This window comes from Flavobacterium sp., assembly GCF_030146175.1.
GTDB lineage: Bacteria > Bacteroidota > Bacteroidia > Flavobacteriales > Flavobacteriaceae > Flavobacterium.
Map to the genome: position 1 here is coordinate 43,614 of NZ_JASLCE010000043.1, position 20,524 is coordinate 64,137.

The 20,524-nt window shown below is 41.5% G+C and carries 19 protein-coding genes; 16 read left to right on the top strand and 3 right to left on the bottom strand.

All coding sequences use genetic code 11. The features are described 5' to 3' along the window. Positions 1-57: 57 nt before the first annotated feature. Together Q1R07_RS05030 and Q1R07_RS05035 are read left to right on the top strand one after the other, a co-directional pair. Positions 58-642 (top strand): DUF308 domain-containing protein, encoded by a 585-nt coding sequence (locus tag Q1R07_RS05030; protein ID WP_300486674.1) that lies wholly within the window; start codon positions 58-60, stop codon positions 640-642. Between the two features lie 123 nt (positions 643-765). After that, positions 766-1,461: an alpha/beta hydrolase gene (locus Q1R07_RS05035; protein ID WP_300486677.1), complete on the top strand. Its 696-nt coding sequence runs from the start codon at positions 766-768 to the stop codon at positions 1,459-1,461. Positions 1,462-1,513: 52 nt separating this feature from the next. On the opposite strand, the gene Q1R07_RS05040 is transcribed toward Q1R07_RS05035, so the two are convergent. Continuing rightward, complete coding sequence (locus Q1R07_RS05040) at positions 1,514-2,737, bottom strand: hypothetical protein (RefSeq protein ID WP_300486680.1); 1,224 nt, start codon at positions 2,735-2,737, stop codon at positions 1,514-1,516. A gap of 406 nt (positions 2,738-3,143) precedes the next feature. Between Q1R07_RS05040 and Q1R07_RS05045 the strand changes: the two genes are divergently transcribed. From Q1R07_RS05045 to Q1R07_RS05095, 11 genes are all read left to right on the top strand, one after another. Further along, positions 3,144-4,952 (top strand): hypothetical protein, encoded by a 1,809-nt coding sequence (locus Q1R07_RS05045; RefSeq protein ID WP_300486682.1) that lies wholly within the window; start codon positions 3,144-3,146, stop codon positions 4,950-4,952. A gap of 40 nt (positions 4,953-4,992) precedes the next feature. Next, the gene (locus Q1R07_RS05050; RefSeq protein ID WP_300486685.1) at positions 4,993-6,114 is read left to right on the top strand and encodes a ferritin-like protein; all 1,122 of its coding nucleotides are present in this window, start codon (positions 4,993-4,995) and stop codon (positions 6,112-6,114) included. Positions 6,115-6,131: 17 nt separating this feature from the next. After that, positions 6,132-6,959 (top strand): EboA domain-containing protein, encoded by an 828-nt coding sequence (locus Q1R07_RS05055; protein ID WP_300486688.1) that lies wholly within the window; start codon positions 6,132-6,134, stop codon positions 6,957-6,959. 33 nt (positions 6,960-6,992) lie between these two features. Beyond that, a complete protein-coding gene (locus Q1R07_RS05060; RefSeq protein ID WP_300486691.1) occupies positions 6,993-7,898 on the top strand; it encodes a TatD family hydrolase in 906 nt (301 codons plus the stop codon). 8 nt (positions 7,899-7,906) lie between these two features. Continuing rightward, entirely contained in the window at positions 7,907-8,797 is an 891-nt protein-coding gene (eboC, locus tag Q1R07_RS05065) for a UbiA-like protein EboC (RefSeq protein WP_300486694.1), read from the top strand. Between the two features lie 23 nt (positions 8,798-8,820). After that, positions 8,821-9,981, top strand: a complete 1,161-nt coding sequence (locus Q1R07_RS05070; RefSeq protein ID WP_300486697.1) for a 3-dehydroquinate synthase — start codon at positions 8,821-8,823, stop codon at positions 9,979-9,981. Between the two features lies 1 nt (position 9,982). Then, a complete protein-coding gene (gene eboE, locus Q1R07_RS05075; protein ID WP_300486700.1) occupies positions 9,983-11,278 on the top strand; it encodes a metabolite traffic protein EboE in 1,296 nt (431 codons plus the stop codon). Further along, on the top strand, positions 11,223-12,647 hold the full coding sequence (locus Q1R07_RS05080; protein ID WP_300486703.1) for a nucleotide pyrophosphatase/phosphodiesterase family protein: 1,425 nt from the start codon (positions 11,223-11,225) through the stop codon (positions 12,645-12,647). The genes eboE and Q1R07_RS05080 overlap by 56 nt, the downstream gene beginning before the upstream one ends. 11 nt (positions 12,648-12,658) lie before the next feature. Beyond that, complete coding sequence (locus Q1R07_RS05085; protein ID WP_300486706.1) at positions 12,659-13,081, top strand: VOC family protein; 423 nt, start codon at positions 12,659-12,661, stop codon at positions 13,079-13,081. 157 nt (positions 13,082-13,238) lie between these two features. Then, positions 13,239-15,671: an outer membrane beta-barrel protein gene (locus Q1R07_RS05090; RefSeq protein WP_300486709.1), complete on the top strand. Its 2,433-nt coding sequence runs from the start codon at positions 13,239-13,241 to the stop codon at positions 15,669-15,671. A gap of 131 nt (positions 15,672-15,802) precedes the next feature. Then, complete coding sequence (locus Q1R07_RS05095; RefSeq protein ID WP_300486712.1) at positions 15,803-16,030, top strand: hypothetical protein; 228 nt, start codon at positions 15,803-15,805, stop codon at positions 16,028-16,030. Here the strand turns inward: Q1R07_RS05095 and Q1R07_RS05100 are convergent. After that, positions 16,025-16,558 carry a DUF308 domain-containing protein gene (locus Q1R07_RS05100; RefSeq protein WP_300486714.1) on the bottom strand — a complete coding sequence of 178 codons (534 nt, stop codon included), beginning with the start codon at positions 16,556-16,558 and terminating at the stop codon, positions 16,025-16,027. The two genes, Q1R07_RS05095 and Q1R07_RS05100, sit on opposite strands and share 6 nt — an antisense overlap. Before the next feature lie 325 nt (positions 16,559-16,883). On the opposite strand from Q1R07_RS05100, the gene Q1R07_RS05105 reads away from it, so the two are divergent. Then, positions 16,884-17,351, top strand: coding sequence for a GNAT family N-acetyltransferase (locus tag Q1R07_RS05105; protein ID WP_300486716.1), 468 nt, complete (start codon positions 16,884-16,886; stop codon positions 17,349-17,351). Positions 17,352-17,381: 30 nt separating this feature from the next. Continuing rightward, positions 17,382-18,230: an EamA family transporter gene (locus tag Q1R07_RS05110; RefSeq protein ID WP_300486719.1), complete on the top strand. Its 849-nt coding sequence runs from the start codon at positions 17,382-17,384 to the stop codon at positions 18,228-18,230. Between the two features lie 381 nt (positions 18,231-18,611). On the opposite strand, the gene Q1R07_RS05115 is transcribed toward Q1R07_RS05110, so the two are convergent. Continuing rightward, complete coding sequence (locus Q1R07_RS05115; RefSeq protein ID WP_300486722.1) at positions 18,612-19,508, bottom strand: 3-hydroxyacyl-CoA dehydrogenase; 897 nt, start codon at positions 19,506-19,508, stop codon at positions 18,612-18,614. 212 nt (positions 19,509-19,720) lie between these two features. On the opposite strand from Q1R07_RS05115, the gene dapB reads away from it, so the two are divergent. Beyond that, positions 19,721-20,521, top strand: coding sequence for a 4-hydroxy-tetrahydrodipicolinate reductase (dapB, locus tag Q1R07_RS05120; protein ID WP_300486724.1), 801 nt, complete (start codon positions 19,721-19,723; stop codon positions 20,519-20,521). Positions 20,522-20,524: the final 3 nt, after the last annotated feature.

Here is a 20,524-nt window from a genome sequence, read left to right on the forward strand (position 1 = left end):
AATTTGGACAGGCAAAAGAAGAAATAAGGAGCTGTATTCACTTTTAAATCGATCGATATGGAAAATCAATTGTTCAAAAACATTAAAAATGCTGTAAAACATTGGTATTTATCGCTTATTGTAGGTATTCTGTTTCTTTTATTCGGATTCTGGATTTTAAAAACGCCACTGGAATCCTATGTAACGCTGGCACTGTTGTTTGGTGTTGTTTTTTTAGTAAACGGAATCTTCGAAATTATTTTCTCCATTAGCAATCGGAAAGAAATCGACAACTGGGGCTGGATATTAGCCGGCGGGATTATCGATTTATTGTTCGGAATTGTATTGGCATCCAACGTAGGATTGTCGATGGCAGTATTGCCGTTTTATGTAGGTTTTATACTGTTGTTCCGTTCGGTTGCGGCTATGGGCTATGCTTTCGACCTGAAAGGCTTTGGTGTGCGGGACTGGTATTGGTTATTGTTACTCGGAATTCTGGGATTGATCTTTTCGTTTATTATGATCTGGAATCCGATTTTTGGTGGAATGACCATCATCATCTGGACGGCATTGGCTTTTATTACCTATGGTCTTTTTAGAATTATCCTGGCTTTTAAACTACGCCGACTACACACTTTAGGTAAAAAGTATTTTGAAGAATAATACTTTTACGGTCAATTGTTTATAAAATTTCAGAATTGTTAAATAGAAGCGAAGAAAAAGCAAAATCAATTTGTATAAAATGTTTTTTTCGTAATTTTAATAGACTGATTTAAAACAAAAATTATGGCAAATAAACTCAATATAGTACTGGTTCACGGTGCGTGGGGAGACGGTTCTCATTGGAAAAATGTCATCCCCGAATTGGCAATGGCGGGACATACGGTCGTGGCGGCACAAAATCCGCTAACGGCATTGGCCGATGATGTAGAAACCGTAAAACGCCTGGTTGAATCTTTGGATGGTCCGACGCTTTTGGTTGGCCATTCGTATGGCGGCGTAGTTATTACCGATGCCGCGGCAAAATGTCCGGACGTGGTAGGTCTGGTGTATATTGCGGCTTTTGCGCCGGATGAAACCGAAAACCTAAAATACCTGCTGACAAAAGATGCTGTTCCGGCAGGAGGCGCTCATATTTACCCGGATGCGTACGGCAATTTCTGGATTAAGAGAGACAAATTCCGGGAAAGTTTTGCGCACGATTGTTCCGAAGCGGAAGCCTTGGTTATGGCGGCAACCCATAAGCCCACATCGGGCAGATGTTTTGAAGACAAGCCCACAACCGTAGGGTGGAAGCGATTGCCGGTTTGGTATCAGATTTCGGAAAGCGACCAGATGCTGCCACCGGTGACCCAACATTTTTTTGCCGAAAGGATGAATGCCAAAACCTTGTCGCTGGATGCCAGTCACGCCTCAATGGTTTCCCATCCGCATGAGATTGCCAAACTGATATTGCGAGCGGTTAAAGAACTGGAAAAGTAATACCCAGACAAAATAAAAACACCCGGATTACCGGGTGTTTTTATTTTTAGCATTAATGGTGTAGATAATTGCTTGGACCTCCGGTGCCTTCAATCGATTCCGGCAATATACCATAGCGATTTCGCAAATCGACTTTGCCCAGATTTTCGCCGGTTTTTACGTCGACTACCGTAATCGTACCGGAATTCAGATTGGGTAGATTGAGCAGGTTATTCTGAACCGCAACCACCTCTCTTCCGGATTTTGTTTTAAAGAAAACCATATGATGCGCCCCTTCATCGGCGTCCAGTGTTCGCAACAGTTTTAACGTTGGCAATTTGCTGATGTCGAATACCAAGACTTTTCCGGGTTGTCCGAAACTAACGTAAAGTTGTTTGTTATTGTCCATATACATTTCCAGAGCCCATCCCAATCCCATAGCCGAACCGTCGAATGCTTTTGTAAAGGCATCGTATTTACCGGTAGTCGCATTATAGGGAGCCATCCAGATATCGCCGCCAAGCATCGTCGTAGCCAAGGCAAATTTCGGAAACTGACCTCGCAGTAATAAAACCTCCACCGGACTGGACATATCCGTCGGACTATCAGCAACGGTATAGGTTTCGATCATTTCGTACGTATTTAAATCGATTAAGGTGCACGTATTCCCCACGCCGGAAGTCAGATCCGGATGTATCGTTGAGGTAACCATCATGAGTCCTTTTTCTTCACTGATCGAAATACCATGTGGATACATAATAAACTTGTTTGGGTTGACATCAATAGAACCGGATATTGTTTTGATCAATTGGTTATTGGATGCGTTAAAAACCCCCACACTTCCGCCTTTCAGGCTTCCGTCGCCACCCATAAAGGTTACAAAATAACGATTGTCGCTGGTAAAGAAAATATCTTCTCCAACGGTACTGGTACCGGTATTAATAGGAGTGGCATTAACCAACGTAGGCAAGCCATTGGCATCTTCCACCGTACGGATCTGATACAAATAACTGCCACCTAAAGCGGTAGTGTAGAGTCTTTGGGCAAAATAATCGTAATAGATATGATGCGGAAGTACGCCTACACCCAATTCCAGTTTACTACTGATATTTCCGAAGTTGGGTGATTCGGGATCGAGCTCGATTACGGCCATACCGTCTGATCCGCCGCCAAGATGCCGATAGTCGATAAAAAACATGGAATCGTGGTTGTTATTTTCCGGATCGTGATCGTGATGACATCCTGAAAGGGTCATCAAAGACAAAAGCAATAACGCTGAAAGTGATTTTTGTACCATAAGTAATAGTGATTTGGGATTAATTGGGATAACTAAAATACACAAAATGTGATTATTTTAAAATAAAATTAAAAAACAATGGTTCTTTTTGAGAATATTTTATATTTTTAAATTTATTATTTAGTTGTCTTTTTTACAGTGTTTTAGCGTATTAAGGGAAAGATTCGTACGGTTAGCAATGTGATTAAGTGGAAATACGCGATTGATAAAACGGGTATTTATACTTGGTGGTTAAGTGTTTGTATTTGTGAAATTTATACTTTTTTAAATGGAGTATGGACATATCAGTAGCTTATTTTCGGTTATAGGGATACCAGGTTTTGAATAAATAATAAATAATCTCATTTTGAGAATAAAATAATTGCCCCAAATCTTTCATTAACGTAATAATTTAACTTGTTATAATATGGCTTATTTAAATTCACCGAGACTTACCTTTTCGGGGAAGTTTCAGGCAGATCCTTCCACGGTAAACAATGATGTGAATCATTACAACAATGAGACCTTCCAGCCCAGCTATCAGGAATATGGGGCAGGAGGAACGAATGGTTGGTGGAATCCGGACGGAACCGGAAACTGGCGTCTGATCGATTGTGTGATCACTAGTGTGACCTATAAGGACGGTACTACCACCAGCGATCCGAATGCCGATCCGATTATCGGAATGAGTATTATGGATGCCAACAGCCGGGTGGCCGGAAAAATTGTCGATCTGGATCCTCAACAACAATCGGTTTCTCAGATTTGGGGAATGATCGTTAGAATTGGACAGGGCGAAACCGATTTTGTAAAAGGAAATTTCGAACCGATTGCCTTTAACGACATTTGGTGGAATCGTTCAACCACTGAAAAAGGATCTGGAGGCGCATCGGCCAGCTATCAGTCGGTTGTGACAGACCTGCAATGGTCGGAAGTAGAAAGTAAATCCCGTTATCTGGAAGAATTAAGAAGTGAAAGTCCGGATCGCTTATCGATGAAATTCAACGTGGATGTGTTTAATCAGATACACGATTCCGCCCATTTTACGATTGGCCGAATAGTGGGAAGTATCGGACCATCGCGTCTGGATGAACCAAAACACTTTCTTATGGGAAGACAATTCGTTTCCGATCTTACCTGTAACAGTGGAATGTATATGCCATTGAGCACCTCCGTATATGTGGCCAATGGATTACTAGAGGAAGAAACCAAACAATTTATTCTGGATCTTGGAAATTTTCTGCAAACAAAAGGCCCGGAAGGAACAATTGCAGAATCACGCACATTGGTTCTAGCTGCAAACATTGGGGGTGAAGATTATGTTCCGCTGGGAGAGCTCAACTTTAAGCTACCAAAATGGTATGAAAACAGAGGTGGTTTGGTTAAGATCAGGCTAAATGACGAGCAGGTGGATATGGTGAGAAATTGCCCATTGGCAATCATGAACCAGCTACCGGACGGAAGCTTATCGCCTTTAGTTAAAGAACTTACCCATTATGTAAGAGCCGATCAGTTTGTATTCCGAATGAATCCGGGAGAAGAAAGCACCATCGATTTTTTTGCAACCAATTTAGGGCAGCCAATGGACAATCAGGTGGTTATTTGTCAGTTTCAGGATAGTTTGATCAATATCATGGGACAAGGAGACGGAACTCCGGTTACTTCGTCGCCCAATATTCTTGCTTTCGAATCCAATGTGGTGACCGATAAAAATGGAAAAGCGACAGTAAGCGTAAAAGCGTCCAATCCGCAAAACCCAAGAGGCTTTATCGATGGACAGGTTTATGCGTTATGGTATTACCTGGATGGCTATCCGACGGTCGATTTCACGTTTAGCATGGAAAATAATAATCCTGTTGTAACGCCGGCAACGTTATCCGGTATCGATCCGACGAACTTTATCAGTATTCTGGTTTTCGATGCCATTCAGCAGGAGATCATTGCCAAACCGGATTGGGACAAAGACGTGCAACCCGTAATGCAGCAATATGCCAATTTGTATCCGTTAATGTCCAAAGGGATTTTCAATTTGGCCAATAGAGAAGTGGTTGATAACAATGCCAAACTACTGCGATTTGTTTTCGATCTGCCAAGAGAAGACCCGAACCATATGCCGGTAACCCGTGACCTTTCGAGAGACAAAAAGCAAATGATACTGAATTATCTCGACAGTGTTATAGAAGAAAATGCGTTGGTCGAATTATCGACGGCAGAACGTATCATCCAAAGGAGCTAAAACAAACAAAACAAACAACAAAACAAAAAACAAACTACTCATGATCTATCTTAAAAATATACGAATAGAAACGATTGATGATGTCAGAAAGGCACTTCAAACGGCAATAGAGCTGGAACATTCTACGATTCCACCATACCTGACGGCGATGTTTACCCTGTTTGAAACCGGGAATGACGAGATTTCAAAATTAATCGGATCGGTTGTAGTAGAAGAAATGCTGCATTTATCCATCGCTTGTAACTTACTGAACGCCATTGGAGGGAAACCCGTATTAAACCAACCCGGTTTTATCCCAACGTATCCGGGACCACTTCCGGGAGGCGTTGATACCGGACTGATTGTGCCGATCGCGAAGTTCACAAAAGACCTGATGAAAGATGTTTTTATGGCGATTGAAGAACCGGAAGATCCGATCAAAATAAAAAGTTTTATGATGATGAAAGGAGCAGAAGATAAGCTGACTATCGGAATGTTTTACGATAAAATTGCCAAACAGCTTACATTTCTGGAAGCAGAAGCAAAACTGAAAGGTAAAACCATCTTTACAGGCGATTCGACGTATCAGATGACCAATGAAAAATGGTTCCCAGCCAAAGAATTATTCCCGATCACGGATTTATTGGCCGCATTAAGAGGGATCAATATCATTGTGGATCAGGGAGAAGGAACCAGTACCGATCCATTTATAAGTGAAAAAGATTTAGGACCGGACGAAGCCGCCGAACCGGCACATTATTACCGTTTTGAAGAAATCTATAAAGGTAGAAAACTGGTAAAAGATCCGAATGCCGAAAGCGGATATTCGTATTCCGGTGATCCGATTCCGTGTGACGAATCAAAAATCCCGAATATGGCCATAAATCCTAAAATGAGCGATTATCCGACAGATTCTTCCGCTTATGTAAACAGCAAATTCTTCAATTATACCTATACCAACCTGTTAAACAGTTTGCACATCACGTTTAACGGTGCACCGGAAAAAATTGACATGGCAATGGGACTGATGTATTCGCTGCGATTATACGCTTTGCGATTATTAAAACTGCCGAGTCCGAATCAGCCGGGATATACCGCCGGACCAAGCTATGAATATATCACAAACGATAATTTAACGCCAAGTGAAAAAGACATGTACATGGCAAACAGAGTAAATGTTTAATATAAAATTCCGAACAGATGTATAAAACGGCAGAAATTACAGCACACCAGGTCATACTGGAATTGTTGCAGGACACTTTACCGGAAGTCCAACGCAGCTGGTTCGACGCCAACATAGGTTCTAAAAATAGAGATGAACTGGGAAACCAGTTCATTTCCTTATTTAGTTTGGTTCCCCGTTATATCACGCCGGACGTACCGGAATACAAACCGGAAGTCCTCAGCCGACTGGAAAAACTGTATCCCGGATTTGCTGCTTCAGAATGGAATAACCAACAATTGTGCAGGGTATTTTTAATGGTTAATCTACCTCTGGAAAGAAATGAAATCATCCTGAAATTGCTATTCGAAACAGCCGATATAAAAGAACTGATAACCCTATACAAAGGCCTGTATTTTCTTGATAATGCAGAAGATTTCACCTTGCGGATGCAGGAAGGTGTACGCACCAATATGACCGATGTTTTTGAAGCCATAGCCCTGCATAATCCGTATGCCTACCTGTATTTACCCGAAGATGCCTGGAACCAACTGGTTTTAAAAGCCGTTTTTACCGCGAGACCCTTATTCCGTATTTATGGTCTGGATTTGCGGGCAAACGAAAAACTGGCTTTTATGCTTCACGGATACATTCACGAACGCTGGTCGGCGGGAAGAGCCGTAACGCCCGAAATATGGAGAGGAATCGAAGGTTTTGTCGATGAGGTTATCGAAACCGATCTGTATAAAGTCATGCAAACCGGAACACCGCTCGAACAAGAAGTAGCCGCCAAAATTCTGGAAAACCACGGAAGATGCTGGAACGAAATAGGAGCCGATTATCAGGCATTGATCAGCAACGCATAACACACCATTACAAATTACTAAAAAAGAAAAACGATGTATTTTATAGACCCACATATTCACATGGTATCCAGAACAACTGATGATTACCAGGCCATGCGCGCAGCCGGAATAGTAGCCGTAATCGAACCCGCTTTTTGGTTGGGACAACCCCGAACCGAAGCCGGATCGTTTAAAGATTATTTCAGTACGCTAATCGGTTGGGAACGCTTCCGCGCGTCGCAATTTGGAATCAAGCATTATTGTACGATGGGACTCAACTCCAAAGAAGCCAATAACGAAGCACTGGCCGAGCAGGTAATGGAATTATTACCGTTGTTTGCCGGAAAAGAAGGCGTAGTTGCCATTGGCGAAATTGGGTATGACGACCAAACACCTGCAGAAGACAAATATTTCAGACAACAAATAGAACTGGCGTTATTGTTTAACCTTCCGGTAATGGTGCATACGCCACACCGCGACAAAATCAACGGAACCATCCGAAGTATGGATGTACTCGAAGAGCACGGTATTCCGCCCCATATGGTTGTAATTGATCATAACAACGAAGAAACCGTAAAACACGTATTGGATCGAGGTTACTGGGCTGCATTTACCATTTATCCGAATACCAAAATGGGGAACGAACGAATGGTTGAAATCGTAAAACAATACGGTTCCGAAAGAATTATTGTCGACAGTTCAGCCGATTGGGGAGTAAGCGATCCGCTATCCGTACCCAAAACAGCCGCTTTAATGCTGGAAAGAGGTATATCCAAGGAAGATGTACACCTGACCTGCTATAAAAATGCCTTATCGGCCTATTCGCAAAGCGGACAAATGAAAGAAGACGACTGGAAAAAAGAAATGATCGTAGAACAGTCGGCTTTGTATGACGGTAGCGGAATCCTGAGAGGACAGGATGCTAAAGTGATATCGTTTTCGAATATCGTTGATAATTAATAGGTACTATGAAATTATATTATTATCTGACGTTAATGCGCCCGGCCAATATCATGACGGCTTTATCCGATATTTTGGGCGGCGTGGCAATTTCCGGTTTCCTTATCGCAACCGATTGGGAAACAACGTCGTGGAGTAGTGTCGGATGGTTATTGCTGGCTACCATTGGCCTTTATGCCGGTGGAATCGTTTTTAATGATGTTTTCGATCTTAAAGAAGATCGTATCAATCGTCCGGAAAGGATTTTACCAAGCGGAAAAGTCTCCGTTACAGAAGCAGTCGTATTAGGAATGTTGCTTTTTGTTATCGGAATTATAGCCGCCTTACTGGTTTCGGTAACCAGCGGTATTTTAGCTTTGATCATTATGGTATTGGCTTTAACATACGATATAATCGGTAAACACCATTCGTTTCTGGGACCATTAAATATGGGACTTTGCCGGGGCGGAAATTTATTACTCGGCATGAGTATTATGCCCGAAAATATGTTCCGTGACTGGTATGTAGTGATCATCCCAGTCTTGTTTATTGCTGCGATAACATTAACCGGACAAAAAGAAGTAAGTGGAAACAACAAAACCTCCATTTTGCTTGCCATGCTTTTGGACGCGGTAGTCGTGGTGCTATTTATCGGGATAAGCCAATACGGTAATCTCAATTTAAAAATTGCCGCACCGTTTCTGGTACTTTGGTACGGTGTTAACTTTTTTGCCAAGTATAAAGCCTATAAAAACAACCAACCCGATTGGATCAAAAAAGCCGTAAAAACAGGCGTATTGTCACTAATCGTACTCAATGCCTGTTATATCGCCGGATTTGCAGACTGGAATTATGCACTTCCGGTTTTATTGTTATTGCCATTATCCGTTTTACTGGCGCGGAAATTTGCCGTAACCTGATGTCCAATTTAATACGATGACTTATGTATAAAGCCCAAAATATCCGTCAGCATTTTCAGGTAGAATACCACTACGATGTTGTTTTTACCCGAAATGTCTTTAAAACCGACAATAAAGAACTAATCAACATCATTAAAACCGATAATCCCAAAATAGTGGTGGTTATCGAAAGAGATATCGCTGTTTATCATCCGAACATCATTAACGACATATCCGATTATTTCCAGTTGCACACTGTCGATAGCAGTATATTGATTGTACGAGGCGGTGAAAACATTAAAAACGACGATCATACTATTGAAGAAATATTACAGTTAATTCACAACAACCAAATCGACAGGCATTCCTATCTGATTGCCATTGGAGGTGGCGCCGTACTGGATGCCGCCGGATATGCCGCTGCAATCGCACACCGCGGGATTCGTCTGATTCGCGTTCCGACTACGGTATTGTCGCAAAACGATTCGGGTGTAGGCGTAAAAACCAGTGTCAACTACTTTGGGAAAAAGAACTTTCTGGGAACCTTTTCGCCGCCGTATGCTGTTATAAACGATTCCTGTTTTTTGGAAACGTTGGATGACAGAAACTGGCGTTCGGGAATTTCGGAAGCGGTAAAAGTAGCCTTGATTAAAGACGCGGCTTTTTTTAACTGGATTGCACAAAATACCGAGGCGTTAAACGAACGGAATATGTCGGTTATGGAACAATTGATTTTCCGTTGTGCCCAATTGCATATCGAACATATCGGAACGGCAGGTGATCCGTTTGAAAAAGGCTCGTCACGACCGTTGGATTTCGGACATTGGGCCGCCCATAAACTCGAATATTTGTCCGGATATGAAGTGCTTCATGGAGAAGCCGTTGCTATTGGAATCGCACTGGATGCGGTATATTCCTATAAAACCGGACGACTGCAAGAAGATGCGTTACAACGCATTCTGACCTGTTTAACAGATTTAGGCTTTGATATTTTTCACACTTTATTATCGGATGAAACCCAAACGGAAATCAATCCGCTATTGTACAAAGGACTTGAAGAATTCAGAGAACATCTGGGAGGAGAACTCACTGTCATGTTGTTAAAAGGCATCGGAAGTGGTGAAGAAGTGCACCATATGGAAAAAACGATCCTTTCGCAGGCAGTTCAATATCTGGCAAAATCGAATGTTCTAATTCAGGAATAAAATGAAAATCAGGAACAACGCCCATTTGAGTTATTGTACCAACATTCATTCCGGGGAAACCTGGGAGGAAGTGTTTGCAAATTTAAAGCGCTATACGCTCGACGTAAAATCGAAAATGGCCGTAGGAAAACCTTTTGGAATCGGATTGCGATTATCCAATGAAAGTGCGTTAACATTACAACAGGAAGAAAACCTGACAGCGTTCCGGCAATGGCTGTTGGAAAACGATGTTTACGTATTTACAATTAACGGTTTTCCGTATGGCAATTTCCACAAACAGGAAGTAAAAGACCGCGTGCATTCGCCCGACTGGTTACATCAGGAACGAGTGGATTATACCCGTTTATTATTTGACCTGTTGGCACAATTGGTTCCAAAAGAAATTTGCGGAGGCATATCCACTTCGCCACTTTCCTATAAATACTGGTTTAAAGAGGAAACGGAACGGGAAGAAGCCAAAAAGAAAAGTTGTCTGCAGCTGATTACTATTGTAACGCATCTGATCGGTTTGCAAAAAACAACCGGAAAGAAAATGCACCTTGATATCGAACCGGAACCGGACGGATTACTAGAAAATACCGATGATTTTATTGATTTTTTCCAGAACTACCTGTTAAAAGAAGGCGTAACCGAATTGGTAAAAAAGATAAAATGTACCGGAGCAGAAGCGCGCAATTATATCCGCGAACACATCCAATTGTGTTATGATGTTTGCCATTTTGCTGTCGCTTTTGAAAAACCGGAAGAAGTAATCCGCATCATGGAAGCCAACAGGATAAAAATCGGAAAGATACAAATCAGTGCTGCTTTAAAATGCGATATAGCCTCCGAAGCAGACCGGGAAGCACTTTCCGCACGCCTGCAACAATTTGACGAACCGGTTTATTTGCATCAGGCGGTAATCCGGACTAAATCGGGAGCCTTATTAAAATTTCCCGATCTAAGACAAGGTATCACCAACATGATGGAATGCGATTCCGAAGAACTTCGAACCCATTTTCATGTACCGATATTTCTGTCGGATTATCAGGGATTACAGTCCACACAGGAAGACATTAGTAAAGCGTTGCAACTTTGGTCGAAAAAACCGTATTCGACCCATCTGGAAGTCGAAACCTATACCTGGGACGTATTGCCATCGCAACTGCAAATGCATTTAACCGATGCGATACACCGGGAACTATCCTGGGTTTTAATGCAGCTTGAAACAGAACATTCAACCGTAATAAAAGCAGTAAAAAATGCAGCAAACAGCAGTCATAAACATAGTAGGGCTTACGTCCGGTTTACTCAATAACGAAACACTTTTTTTAAGCCGATGGATAAAAGAAAAAGCGGCTAAAAGTAGTATAGAGCCGGTTTTTCCGGCTTTAACCTGTTCGGCACAGGCCACCTATTTAACCGGGAAATGGCCATCGGAACACGGTATCGTGGGTAATGGATGGTATTTTCGGGACGAAGCCGAAGTAAAATTATGGCGGCAATCCAATAAACTGGTTCAGGCACCCAAAATCTGGGATAGGGCCAAAGCGATCAATCCGGAATTTACCTGTGCCAATATGTTCTGGTGGTATAATATGTATTCCAATGCCGATTTTTCGGTAACACCACGACCGCAATATTGGGCCGACGGACAGAAAAAACCGGATTGTTACAGTCAACCGGCAGATCTTCGCGATCGCTTGCAGCAAGCGTTGGGAACCTTTCCACTTTTTGATTTCTGGGGACCGAAAACCTCTGTAAAGTCCAGTAAATGGATCGCCGATGCTTCCAAATTGGTACAGGAATGGCATAATCCGACATTAATGTTGATCTATCTTCCGCATTTGGATTATTGTTGTCAGAAATTCGAACAGGGATCGTCGGAAATTACGAAGGATATCAAAGAAATTGATGCTGTTTGTGAAGACTTGATCCTGTTTTTTGAAAAAAAGGGAGTCAACCCGATTATCGTATCGGAATATGGAATTACCAATGTTAGTAATCCGATTCATGTGAATAGGGTATTACGCGACAACGGCTATATCACCATCCGCGAAGAAAGAGGACTCGAACTGTTGGATGCCGGACAATCATCGGCATTTGCGTTGGCCGATCATCAGATTGCCCATGTATATGTAAAAGATCCGTCGCAGATTGCCACAGTAAAAACCTTATTGGAAACCATTCCGGGCATAGAACGTGTATTGGACGAAAAAGGTAAAAAAGAGTATAACATCAACCACGAAAGAGCCGGAGAACTGGTTTGTATCGCTGATAAAGACAGTTGGTTTACCTATTATTACTGGGAAGACGATCATCGCGCGCCGGATTTTGCCCGAACGGTCGACATCCATAAAAAACCGGGTTATGATCCGGTGGAAATGTTTTTTGATCGGGAAAAGAAAATGCTCTTTCCGCGAATTGCGATAAAATTACTTCGCAAAAAACTCGGATTCCGAACCGTCATGGATTTGATTTCCCTTGATGCCGGACTGGTAAAAGGTTCGCACGGACGAATAGATACGGATGATGCGGATAAACCGGTTTTTATCAGTAAATCCGTCACGAAAGAAAAAATAAGCGGTATCGATGTTTGTCCGCTTATTTTGGAAGCCATATTTGGCGAAGATGCCCGGAAAGCACAACAAACAGAACGCATTAAAGAAAAAGAATTAACCGATTAAAAACGAAAGCCATGATTTTTAAAGAAGTAAAACAGCAGCAAAAAATGGTGATCAAACTATCTGTCAGCAATATGCCGGTTTCCGAAAAATTCTATACCGAAAAGTTAGGATTTAAAGTACAGTCGGATTACACGATCAACAAAGGCGGGACTTTTGAAAACGACTCTTATTTACAACTGTTACACGATGATATGGATACCGTAGCAATAGGATTGTTTAAAGATATTGACAAACCGCTACAACCCGAAGAAACCGGAACAGCGCCTACTTTTATTGTTAGTGATATTGTAAAAACCAGAGAACATTTACTAGCGGAAGGTATAACTGTAAGTGAAATCGTTGCCAATACATCCGACAAAGGATATATTGATCATTTTGCATTTTTTTCCGATCCGGATAATAATACACTGGCCATTCGCCAGAATATGAATTAATTGAATAGCGTAAAACCAATTGATAAAGCTTCCAAATGGGAGCTTTATCTTTTTAGTATTCCCGATTTTAAGTAATATTTAACAACCATTTTAAGAAAGTTATTATTTTTATTTAGTCTAAATATTGGTAATTTTGTCCGCAATAAACTACAAAACCGTGAGACAATTTTACCTATTACTACTGGTTGTATGCAGCCAGTGTGCTATATACGCCCAGGAAACGTCAACAACGCTAGCCGGTAAAGTCGCTAGTGAAACCTTACCGATGGAATTTGTAAACATCGTAATACTCGATTGGGAAACCAAAAAAATAGTGAATGGAACGGTAACCGATGCGGATGGCGCTTTTTCATTTACGATTGCACCGGGTACCTATAGCGTTAAAGCCAGCTTTTTAGGATACGAAAACTACGAATCGCCCGCTATAAAAGTGGAAAGCGGTAACAACCAGATTATCCCTTTGATCAACTTAAAACAGGATGGAAAACTGTTGAATGAAGTCGTTGTTGAGGCGACAACCAAAAAGCCGTTAATCCAATTGCAATCGGATAAAATCGTGATGAATGTTGAAAACAGCGTACTGTCTGAAGGGAATACCGCATTGGAATTGTTGGAAAAAGCACCCGGCGATATGGTCGATAATGACGGGAATATAAGCCTGCGAGGGAAACAAGGGGTTACGATTATGATCAACGATAAAAAGACCTATTTGTCTCAACAACAGTTAACGAATCTATTAAAAGGAACTTCGTCATCTTCTATTAGTGCTATAGAAGTAATTACAAACCCTTCGGCCAAATATGATGCTGCGGGAAATGCCGGAGTGATCAATATCAAACTTAAAAAGAATGCCCGTAACGGATTTAACGGTTCGGTAAATGCCAACTATGGACGTGGCCGTAAAAACCGTTTCGGCAGTGGATTAAACCTGAATTATAAAACCGGAAAATACAATTTATACGGAAGTTATGATCAATACTATCGGGGCGAAAGTGAAACTTTTACTTTCGATCGTAGTTTCTATACCGATGCTTCCCGGCAAAGACTCGATAAAGTATCCAATCAGTACAGTGTAACGGACGAACCGTTAAAGACCAACAATTTTAAAGCCGGATTGGAATATGATCTTTCCGAGCATACGTTTGTTGGCTTTAAAGTGAGCGGGGATATCGGTAGTTATACGAACAATAGTATGTCGGAAAACAAGGTTCGTTCGGCCGATTCAAGTCTGCTGTCGGATGCGCTCACCAATAACCATAACTATTCCAAATGGAACAGTATGAGTTATAACGGTAGCTTTTTACACAAATTTGACAATGAAAAACAGGAAATCAGCGCGGATGTCGATTATACCCATTCCCGTTTTCGGGACAATGCGCTGCTGGCTACCCAATTTAATCCGACACCGGTACAGAGTGCTTATGAATCAACAAGAAGAGGAATGACACCTTCGAGTACCACTATTTTTGTAGCGAAAGCCGATTATGTATATCGGGTAAAAGAAAAACTGTCATTTGAAGCCGGTTGGAAAAGCAGCTTTGTAAAATCGGATAATGATGTGCGTTACGATACGATTTCCGGTGGTAACTGGGCGATTGATCACGGAACGACCAACCATTTTATTTATAAGGAACAGATCCATGCCGGTTATATCAACTACAAACAGAGCTTCGGATTTATCGATGTTCAGGCCGGATTGCGTGCCGAACATACCATTGCGGAAGGGAATCAGGTTACGATGAACTCCGTTGTAAAAAGAAATTATACGCAGTTGTTCCCAAGTCTGTTTCTAAAAAAGAATATCGGCGAAGCGCATACCGTTCAATTGTCGTATAGCAGACGAATCGACCGACCGGATTATTATGATCTGAACCCGTTCCGTTTTTTTAGGGATCCGTTTATTTTTTATGAAGGAAACCCATATTTACAACCGGAGTTAACCCATTCGGTAGAATGGGGCTATTCGTTTCGAAGTAAGCATATGATCAACTTTTTTTACAGTACAACCAGTGATGTTATTGTAGATGCAATCACTCAAATTGACAATACCAATACTACAATATTGCGTTCCGAGAACCTGAGTACGCGAAAAAATTACGGAATGAGTCTGACATCTTCGGTAAAACTAACCCGTTGGTGGGATTCGAGCAGTTTTCTAAATCTCTACCGAAATGAATTTAGTGGTGAACAAAACGAAACCGATATCGCGACCGGAATATGGAGTTATACAATTAATTCGCAACACAGTCTGAGGTTTAAAAAAGGCTTGTCCTCGGAATTTAGTTTCCAGTACAATTCCCGATCGATATACAGTACGTTCGAGCGCAAGGATTTCTTTGTCGTTTCGGCCGGTATCCAGAAAAAGCTGTTTTCGGATAAAGCGACGGTAAAACTGGCGGTAAATGATATTTTTAAAAGCCGACGGTTTTATAGAACCATGCAGTTTAACAATATCAACATGAAAGAAAACATCAATCTGGACAGCCGTATTCTAAACGTTTCTTTTACCTATAATTTTGGTGATCAAAGTCAGTCGGCACGGAAGATAAACATCGAAGACGACGAAACTAAAAAACGAATGAAAAATTAAATAAGAGACTACCTTCGGGAGAGCCGCTGTTTCGAAATGATACGGCGGTTTTCTTTTTTAGAAAAACTAGCTGTACTATTTGATAATTCACTAAATTGTAGTGGATTAACCGATTTAAAAAAACGAAAGCTATGGGTTTCTTCAGTCTTAAAACCACCTGGACCAATGCGGAGTTTATCCCGTTAAAGCTGTGTATTGCTGCGGCCTATGTTATCATCGGGACGTATTTTCATTCTTTTTTTGAGCACTATTACATCCCGTTATTTGCCCTTTTTGGAATTACCGTTATTTGGTGCGTGACGCTATGGCTACGGAAAATGAAACAGGAGAATCCGTCGGGCGGAAAAAACGAATTATAGAATAGGTTGTATGTTTTGCGGATAAAGCATAATATACAGAATTTTGGAAATCCCGATGGTAATAAAACTCAGGGAAGTCCACGTAATTATGGTAATCGCAGCAAAAAGCGGATTCAGAATCAGGAAAAGAGAAAATAGGAATCCCAAGGCTCCGAAAAGCATATACCAACCCCAATTGTGTCGTTTTAGCGAAAGGAGTTCAAAACCCAGCGCGAATATGGTGGACGAACGGAATAAAAGCATAAAACCGATAAAATAGGGAAGTATCATTTCGGAAAGCTCCGGATTGGCCAACAGGCAAATTCCCAATACCAGATCGAGAATACCGGCCGATACGCCCCATCCGTAGCCATATACCTTTTCTTTTTGGGTAATATAATACCCCAGTTCTAAAAGACCGTTTACAAGGAAAGTAACACTAAATAAGGTGGCTAGTGCGGCATATGAAGTTACGGGTGTACAAAACACTCCTATTCCAACTCCGATAAAAAGTAAACCCAATACCAGAAAAATAAGCTTGTTATTCATAATTTTCTAAGCAATTAAATTAAATCGTATGCTAAAGCGATTGGAAACGCTATAGTTTTTTCAAGTTTGAAATCACAATAAATATACTATTTTAATCTTAAAATCAGTATAAAAATAGTGCCTGATTGGAACAAAAAATTAAAAAGGTAGGGCAGTATGCTCTTATGGAGTATAAAAAACGTCTTGTCATCCAAAGAAAGTAATCCGGGATCGGTCTGAATTCGTCGAAAGATTAAATCTGTGTCCTATAAAATTAAAGAAATTGTATCTGTACACAGTGCTGTCTTTTTGCGAAATTTGTGGGTACAAAAAATAATTTACCAAAATGATCACTATAGAAAAATACAAACCGGAATACCAGTGCTATTTCGAGGCGTTTAACAAGGCCTGGCTTGAAAAATACTTTGTAGTTGAAGCGATAGACGAATACGTGTTGACCCATCCGGAAGAAGCAATTTTAAACGACGGCGGACAAATTTTATTTGCCGTATATCAAAACGAGGTTATTGGTACCGTTGCTTTGCGAAAAGTAGCCGATGGTGTCATGGAATTTACCAAAATGGCGGTCGATGAAAAATACCAGGGATTGGGAGCCGGTAAGCTATTATGTGAAGCGGCAATTGCACTGGCACGGGACTTACAACTTCAGAAATTGGTCTTATATTCGCAAACACAATTGGAAACCGCCGTTGGAATATATCAAAAGTATGGCTTTGTACATAAGCCGATCGATAGCTCGAAATACAAAAGAGCCGATGTATATATGGAGATGGACTTGTTGTACGAATCGTAACGCAACATAAAAAATAAACTCAAAAAGCGAATGTTCCGGAATAAAAAAATTGCCCTGCCAGCCATACCGGCTGTTCTTTTATCGATGATCAGTATACAATCCGGGGCTTCGCTGGCCAAACAACTGTTCCCGGTTTTAGGAATTAGTGGTGTAGCGACCCTGCGAATTGGTATTTCGGCAATGGTTTTATATGGATTTTTCCGACCGGATTTTCGAAAATTGACACGAAAAGAACTACTCTTAGGGTTACTCTACGGATTATGCCTCGGAGCAATGAACCTGATCTTTTATTTTGCGATTCAACGGATTCCGTTGGGATTGGGTGTAACACTGGAATTTTTAGGCCCATTGGTGTTGGCATTGGCCGGATCGCACAAACTGCTGGATTGGGTTTGGGCGTTACTGGCCGGATTGGGAATCTTCCTGATTGCTCCATGGAATGAAGGCACCGTTGATGTTTTGGGAATTCTGTTAGCCATATTGGCCGGTGCTTTTTGGGCGGGTTATATCGTAATAGGCGGTAAGATTTCCAAAGTAATGAAAAGCGGCGATGCGGTAACGTTGGGGATGTTGTTTGCTTCTCTGTTTGTGATTCCTGTTGGCGTTTTTAGTGGCGATCTGAACATATTAAACGGTAATTTACTACTATTGGGACTGGCTGTAGCTTTACTGACCAGTGCCATTCCATTTAGTCTCGATATGGGGGCTTTACGACAATTGCCATCCAAAACATTTAGCATTTTGATGAGTCTGCATCCGGCATTTGCGGCCTTATCGGGATTACTCTTTTTAAACGAACAATTAAGCCTTATTCAGGGAATTGCCATAGGCTGCGTGATCGCTGCCAGTATAGGGGCTACACTAACAATTAAGAAGTAATAAAGTATCGTTTTAAATGTGAAAAACAGACTACTAATTGCATTATTTTCTTTATAAATTGCTTTAATCCAAACGTATGAAAGGCACTGGGCAAAGCGTATGGATACGCCACATTACCATCTTTTAGACATGTTAAAATTACAATTCGGTAGTGTATGATTGATCGGAATACTATGTTTTAACAACGTATCGAAATCAATTTCCGTATTGATAAAAGACGCGTCTTTTTTTACAGCACAGCAAAAAAATAAAAGGATGATAAGTAAAAAACAGGCAATCTTTTTCATAAATACAGCAATAAAAAATCCCTCTATACAAGTAGTAAAGAGGGATGATATACAGAATGCAAAGGTAATCCGAAAAAGAAATAGAACCAAAGGACTATTTTAGAAAATCAGGGTCAAGATAGGACGGATTGGGATATTTATAAAAACCTTCTCCGGTAGCAACACCAAGTTTTCCGGTATCGATAAAATGTGTTTTCAGGTAGTCTACCACTTTTTGTTCATGGCCGTTTTTTGTTTTGTCGGCTGCAATTTTATTAATATTATAGGCCGTTGTAATGCCCACGACGTCTAATATTCCAAAAGGTCCTACAGGTGCACCGGTCGCTACCATCCAGGTTTTATCGATGGTTTCCACATCGGCGACACCTTTTACCAAAAGTCCGAGTCCGGCACCCAACAAAGGTACCAGTAAGGAATTCACAATATAACCCGGTTGTTCTTTATGCAAAGGTAAAGCCACCATTCCGATTGATTTGGCAAAAGCCACCACGGTATCAAAAACCTGAGAATTTGTTCCCGGATGTCCCATGATTTCGGCGGTATTGTGTTTCCATATTTCATTGGCAAAATGTAGTGCTAAAAATCGTTCCGGTCGACCGGTAGCAGCAGCAAACTGACTCGGTAATAAGGTGGACGAATTCGACGCAAAAATGGCTTTCTGAGGTGCTACGGCGGCCAGTTTCTGGTAGAAATCAATTTTAATCTCCGGATTTTCAGGAACGGCTTCAATAACCAGATCACTGTTGTCGACGGCTTTGCTTAAATCGGAAAAATAACGAATGTTTTCAAGAGCTTTTTGAACCTGTTCCGACGTTGCTTTCAGGTCTTGCTGATAGGCTTCACCTAGCTTGTGAAACGTTACTTTGGCTTTCTCCAATACGGTATCATTAATGTCATAAACATTTACCGTATAGCCGTGGAATGCCGTCTGAAACGCTATCTGCGCTCCCAAAACACCACTTCCGGCTACAGTTACAATTTGAATCGGCATGATAAATATTTTTTAGTTAAATCGTGTTGTATGCGTTATCGGTTGAAACAATTTCCGGAGTAGCAATTGGAAATCGTATCAGGTTAAAGTTACACAAAATGGAGCAAAAATTGAAACGAAAAAAAGGGTTTTGAAAATAAAAAAGTAACTTTTTTTAGTCACACCGAAGACGGATTGAAATTGTAAAATCCGTAACTTTAAAAGAAAAAACGATGAAAATAAGAGTATGTATTGCCGGTGCTACCGGATGGGCCGGTTCGGCACTAAGCCGGGGCGTGGCAGCGGATCCGGAATTGGAATTGGTTGCCGGAATTTCAAGAAAAGCAAAAGGTCAGAATCTAGGCGCGTTATTAGGATTGGGAGCGGTTTCTGTTCCGGTATACGAAACCGCCACGGAGGCATTGGAGGCAGTACCCTGTGATGTTTTTGTCGAATTTACCAAGCCCGATAGTGCAAAAACAAATGTAATGGCTGCGATCCGGAAAGGAGTTCATGTGGTGATTGGAACGTCCGGTTTGACTGACGCCGATTACAATGAAATTGCGGCATTGGCCGAAGAACATAAGGTAGCGGTACTCGCTGTAGGGAATTTTGCGATTACGGCGGTATTGTTACAGAAATTTTCGGAGATGGCGGCAAAGTATATTCCGAATTTTGAAGTGATCGATTATGCCGACGACCGGAAAGTGGATGCGCCAAGCGGTACGGTACGGGAATTGGTAAAACGGTTGTCGGAAGTACAGGTTCCGAATGAAACGGTTGCCGAAGCCGACAGAGTAGGACCACCGGAAGTTTGGGGTGCCAAGATGAATGGCGTTCGGGTACATGCGTTGCGTTTGCCCAGTTATACCATTTCGGTGGAAACCATTTTCGGACTTACAGACGAGCGACTTACGATCCGTCATGATTCCGGAACCGGAGCCGAACCCTATGTAAAAGGCGGTTTACTGGCGATTAAAAAAGTGAGCAGCTTTACCGGTTTTAAAAGAGGATTGGATAGCGTAATGGATTGATAA

Bases quoted from the DNA above. Each gene is read 5' to 3' on its own strand.
- Q1R07_RS05030 (WP_300486674.1), top strand. From the start codon at position 58: ATGGAAAATCAATTGTTCAAAAACATTAAAAATGCTGTAAAACATTGG.
- Q1R07_RS05035 (WP_300486677.1), top strand. From the start codon at position 766: ATGGCAAATAAACTCAATATAGTACTGGTTCACGGTGCGTGGGGAGAC.
- Q1R07_RS05040 (WP_300486680.1), bottom strand. From the start codon at position 2,737: ATGGTACAAAAATCACTTTCAGCGTTATTGCTTTTGTCTTTGATGACC.
- Q1R07_RS05045 (WP_300486682.1), top strand. From the start codon at position 3,144: ATGGCTTATTTAAATTCACCGAGACTTACCTTTTCGGGGAAGTTTCAG.
- Q1R07_RS05050 (WP_300486685.1), top strand. From the start codon at position 4,993: ATGATCTATCTTAAAAATATACGAATAGAAACGATTGATGATGTCAGA.
- Q1R07_RS05055 (WP_300486688.1), top strand. From the start codon at position 6,132: ATGTATAAAACGGCAGAAATTACAGCACACCAGGTCATACTGGAATTG.
- Q1R07_RS05060 (WP_300486691.1), top strand. From the start codon at position 6,993: ATGTATTTTATAGACCCACATATTCACATGGTATCCAGAACAACTGAT.
- eboC (WP_300486694.1), top strand. From the start codon at position 7,907: ATGAAATTATATTATTATCTGACGTTAATGCGCCCGGCCAATATCATG.
- Q1R07_RS05070 (WP_300486697.1), top strand. From the start codon at position 8,821: ATGTATAAAGCCCAAAATATCCGTCAGCATTTTCAGGTAGAATACCAC.
- eboE (WP_300486700.1), top strand. From the start codon at position 9,983: ATGAAAATCAGGAACAACGCCCATTTGAGTTATTGTACCAACATTCAT.
- Q1R07_RS05080 (WP_300486703.1), top strand. From the start codon at position 11,223: ATGCAGCAAACAGCAGTCATAAACATAGTAGGGCTTACGTCCGGTTTA.
- Q1R07_RS05085 (WP_300486706.1), top strand. From the start codon at position 12,659: ATGATTTTTAAAGAAGTAAAACAGCAGCAAAAAATGGTGATCAAACTA.
- Q1R07_RS05095 (WP_300486712.1), top strand. From the start codon at position 15,803: ATGGGTTTCTTCAGTCTTAAAACCACCTGGACCAATGCGGAGTTTATC.
- Q1R07_RS05100 (WP_300486714.1), bottom strand. From the start codon at position 16,558: ATGAATAACAAGCTTATTTTTCTGGTATTGGGTTTACTTTTTATCGGA.
- Q1R07_RS05105 (WP_300486716.1), top strand. From the start codon at position 16,884: ATGATCACTATAGAAAAATACAAACCGGAATACCAGTGCTATTTCGAG.
- Q1R07_RS05110 (WP_300486719.1), top strand. From the start codon at position 17,382: ATGTTCCGGAATAAAAAAATTGCCCTGCCAGCCATACCGGCTGTTCTT.
- Q1R07_RS05115 (WP_300486722.1), bottom strand. From the start codon at position 19,508: ATGCCGATTCAAATTGTAACTGTAGCCGGAAGTGGTGTTTTGGGAGCG.
- dapB (WP_300486724.1), top strand. From the start codon at position 19,721: ATGAAAATAAGAGTATGTATTGCCGGTGCTACCGGATGGGCCGGTTCG.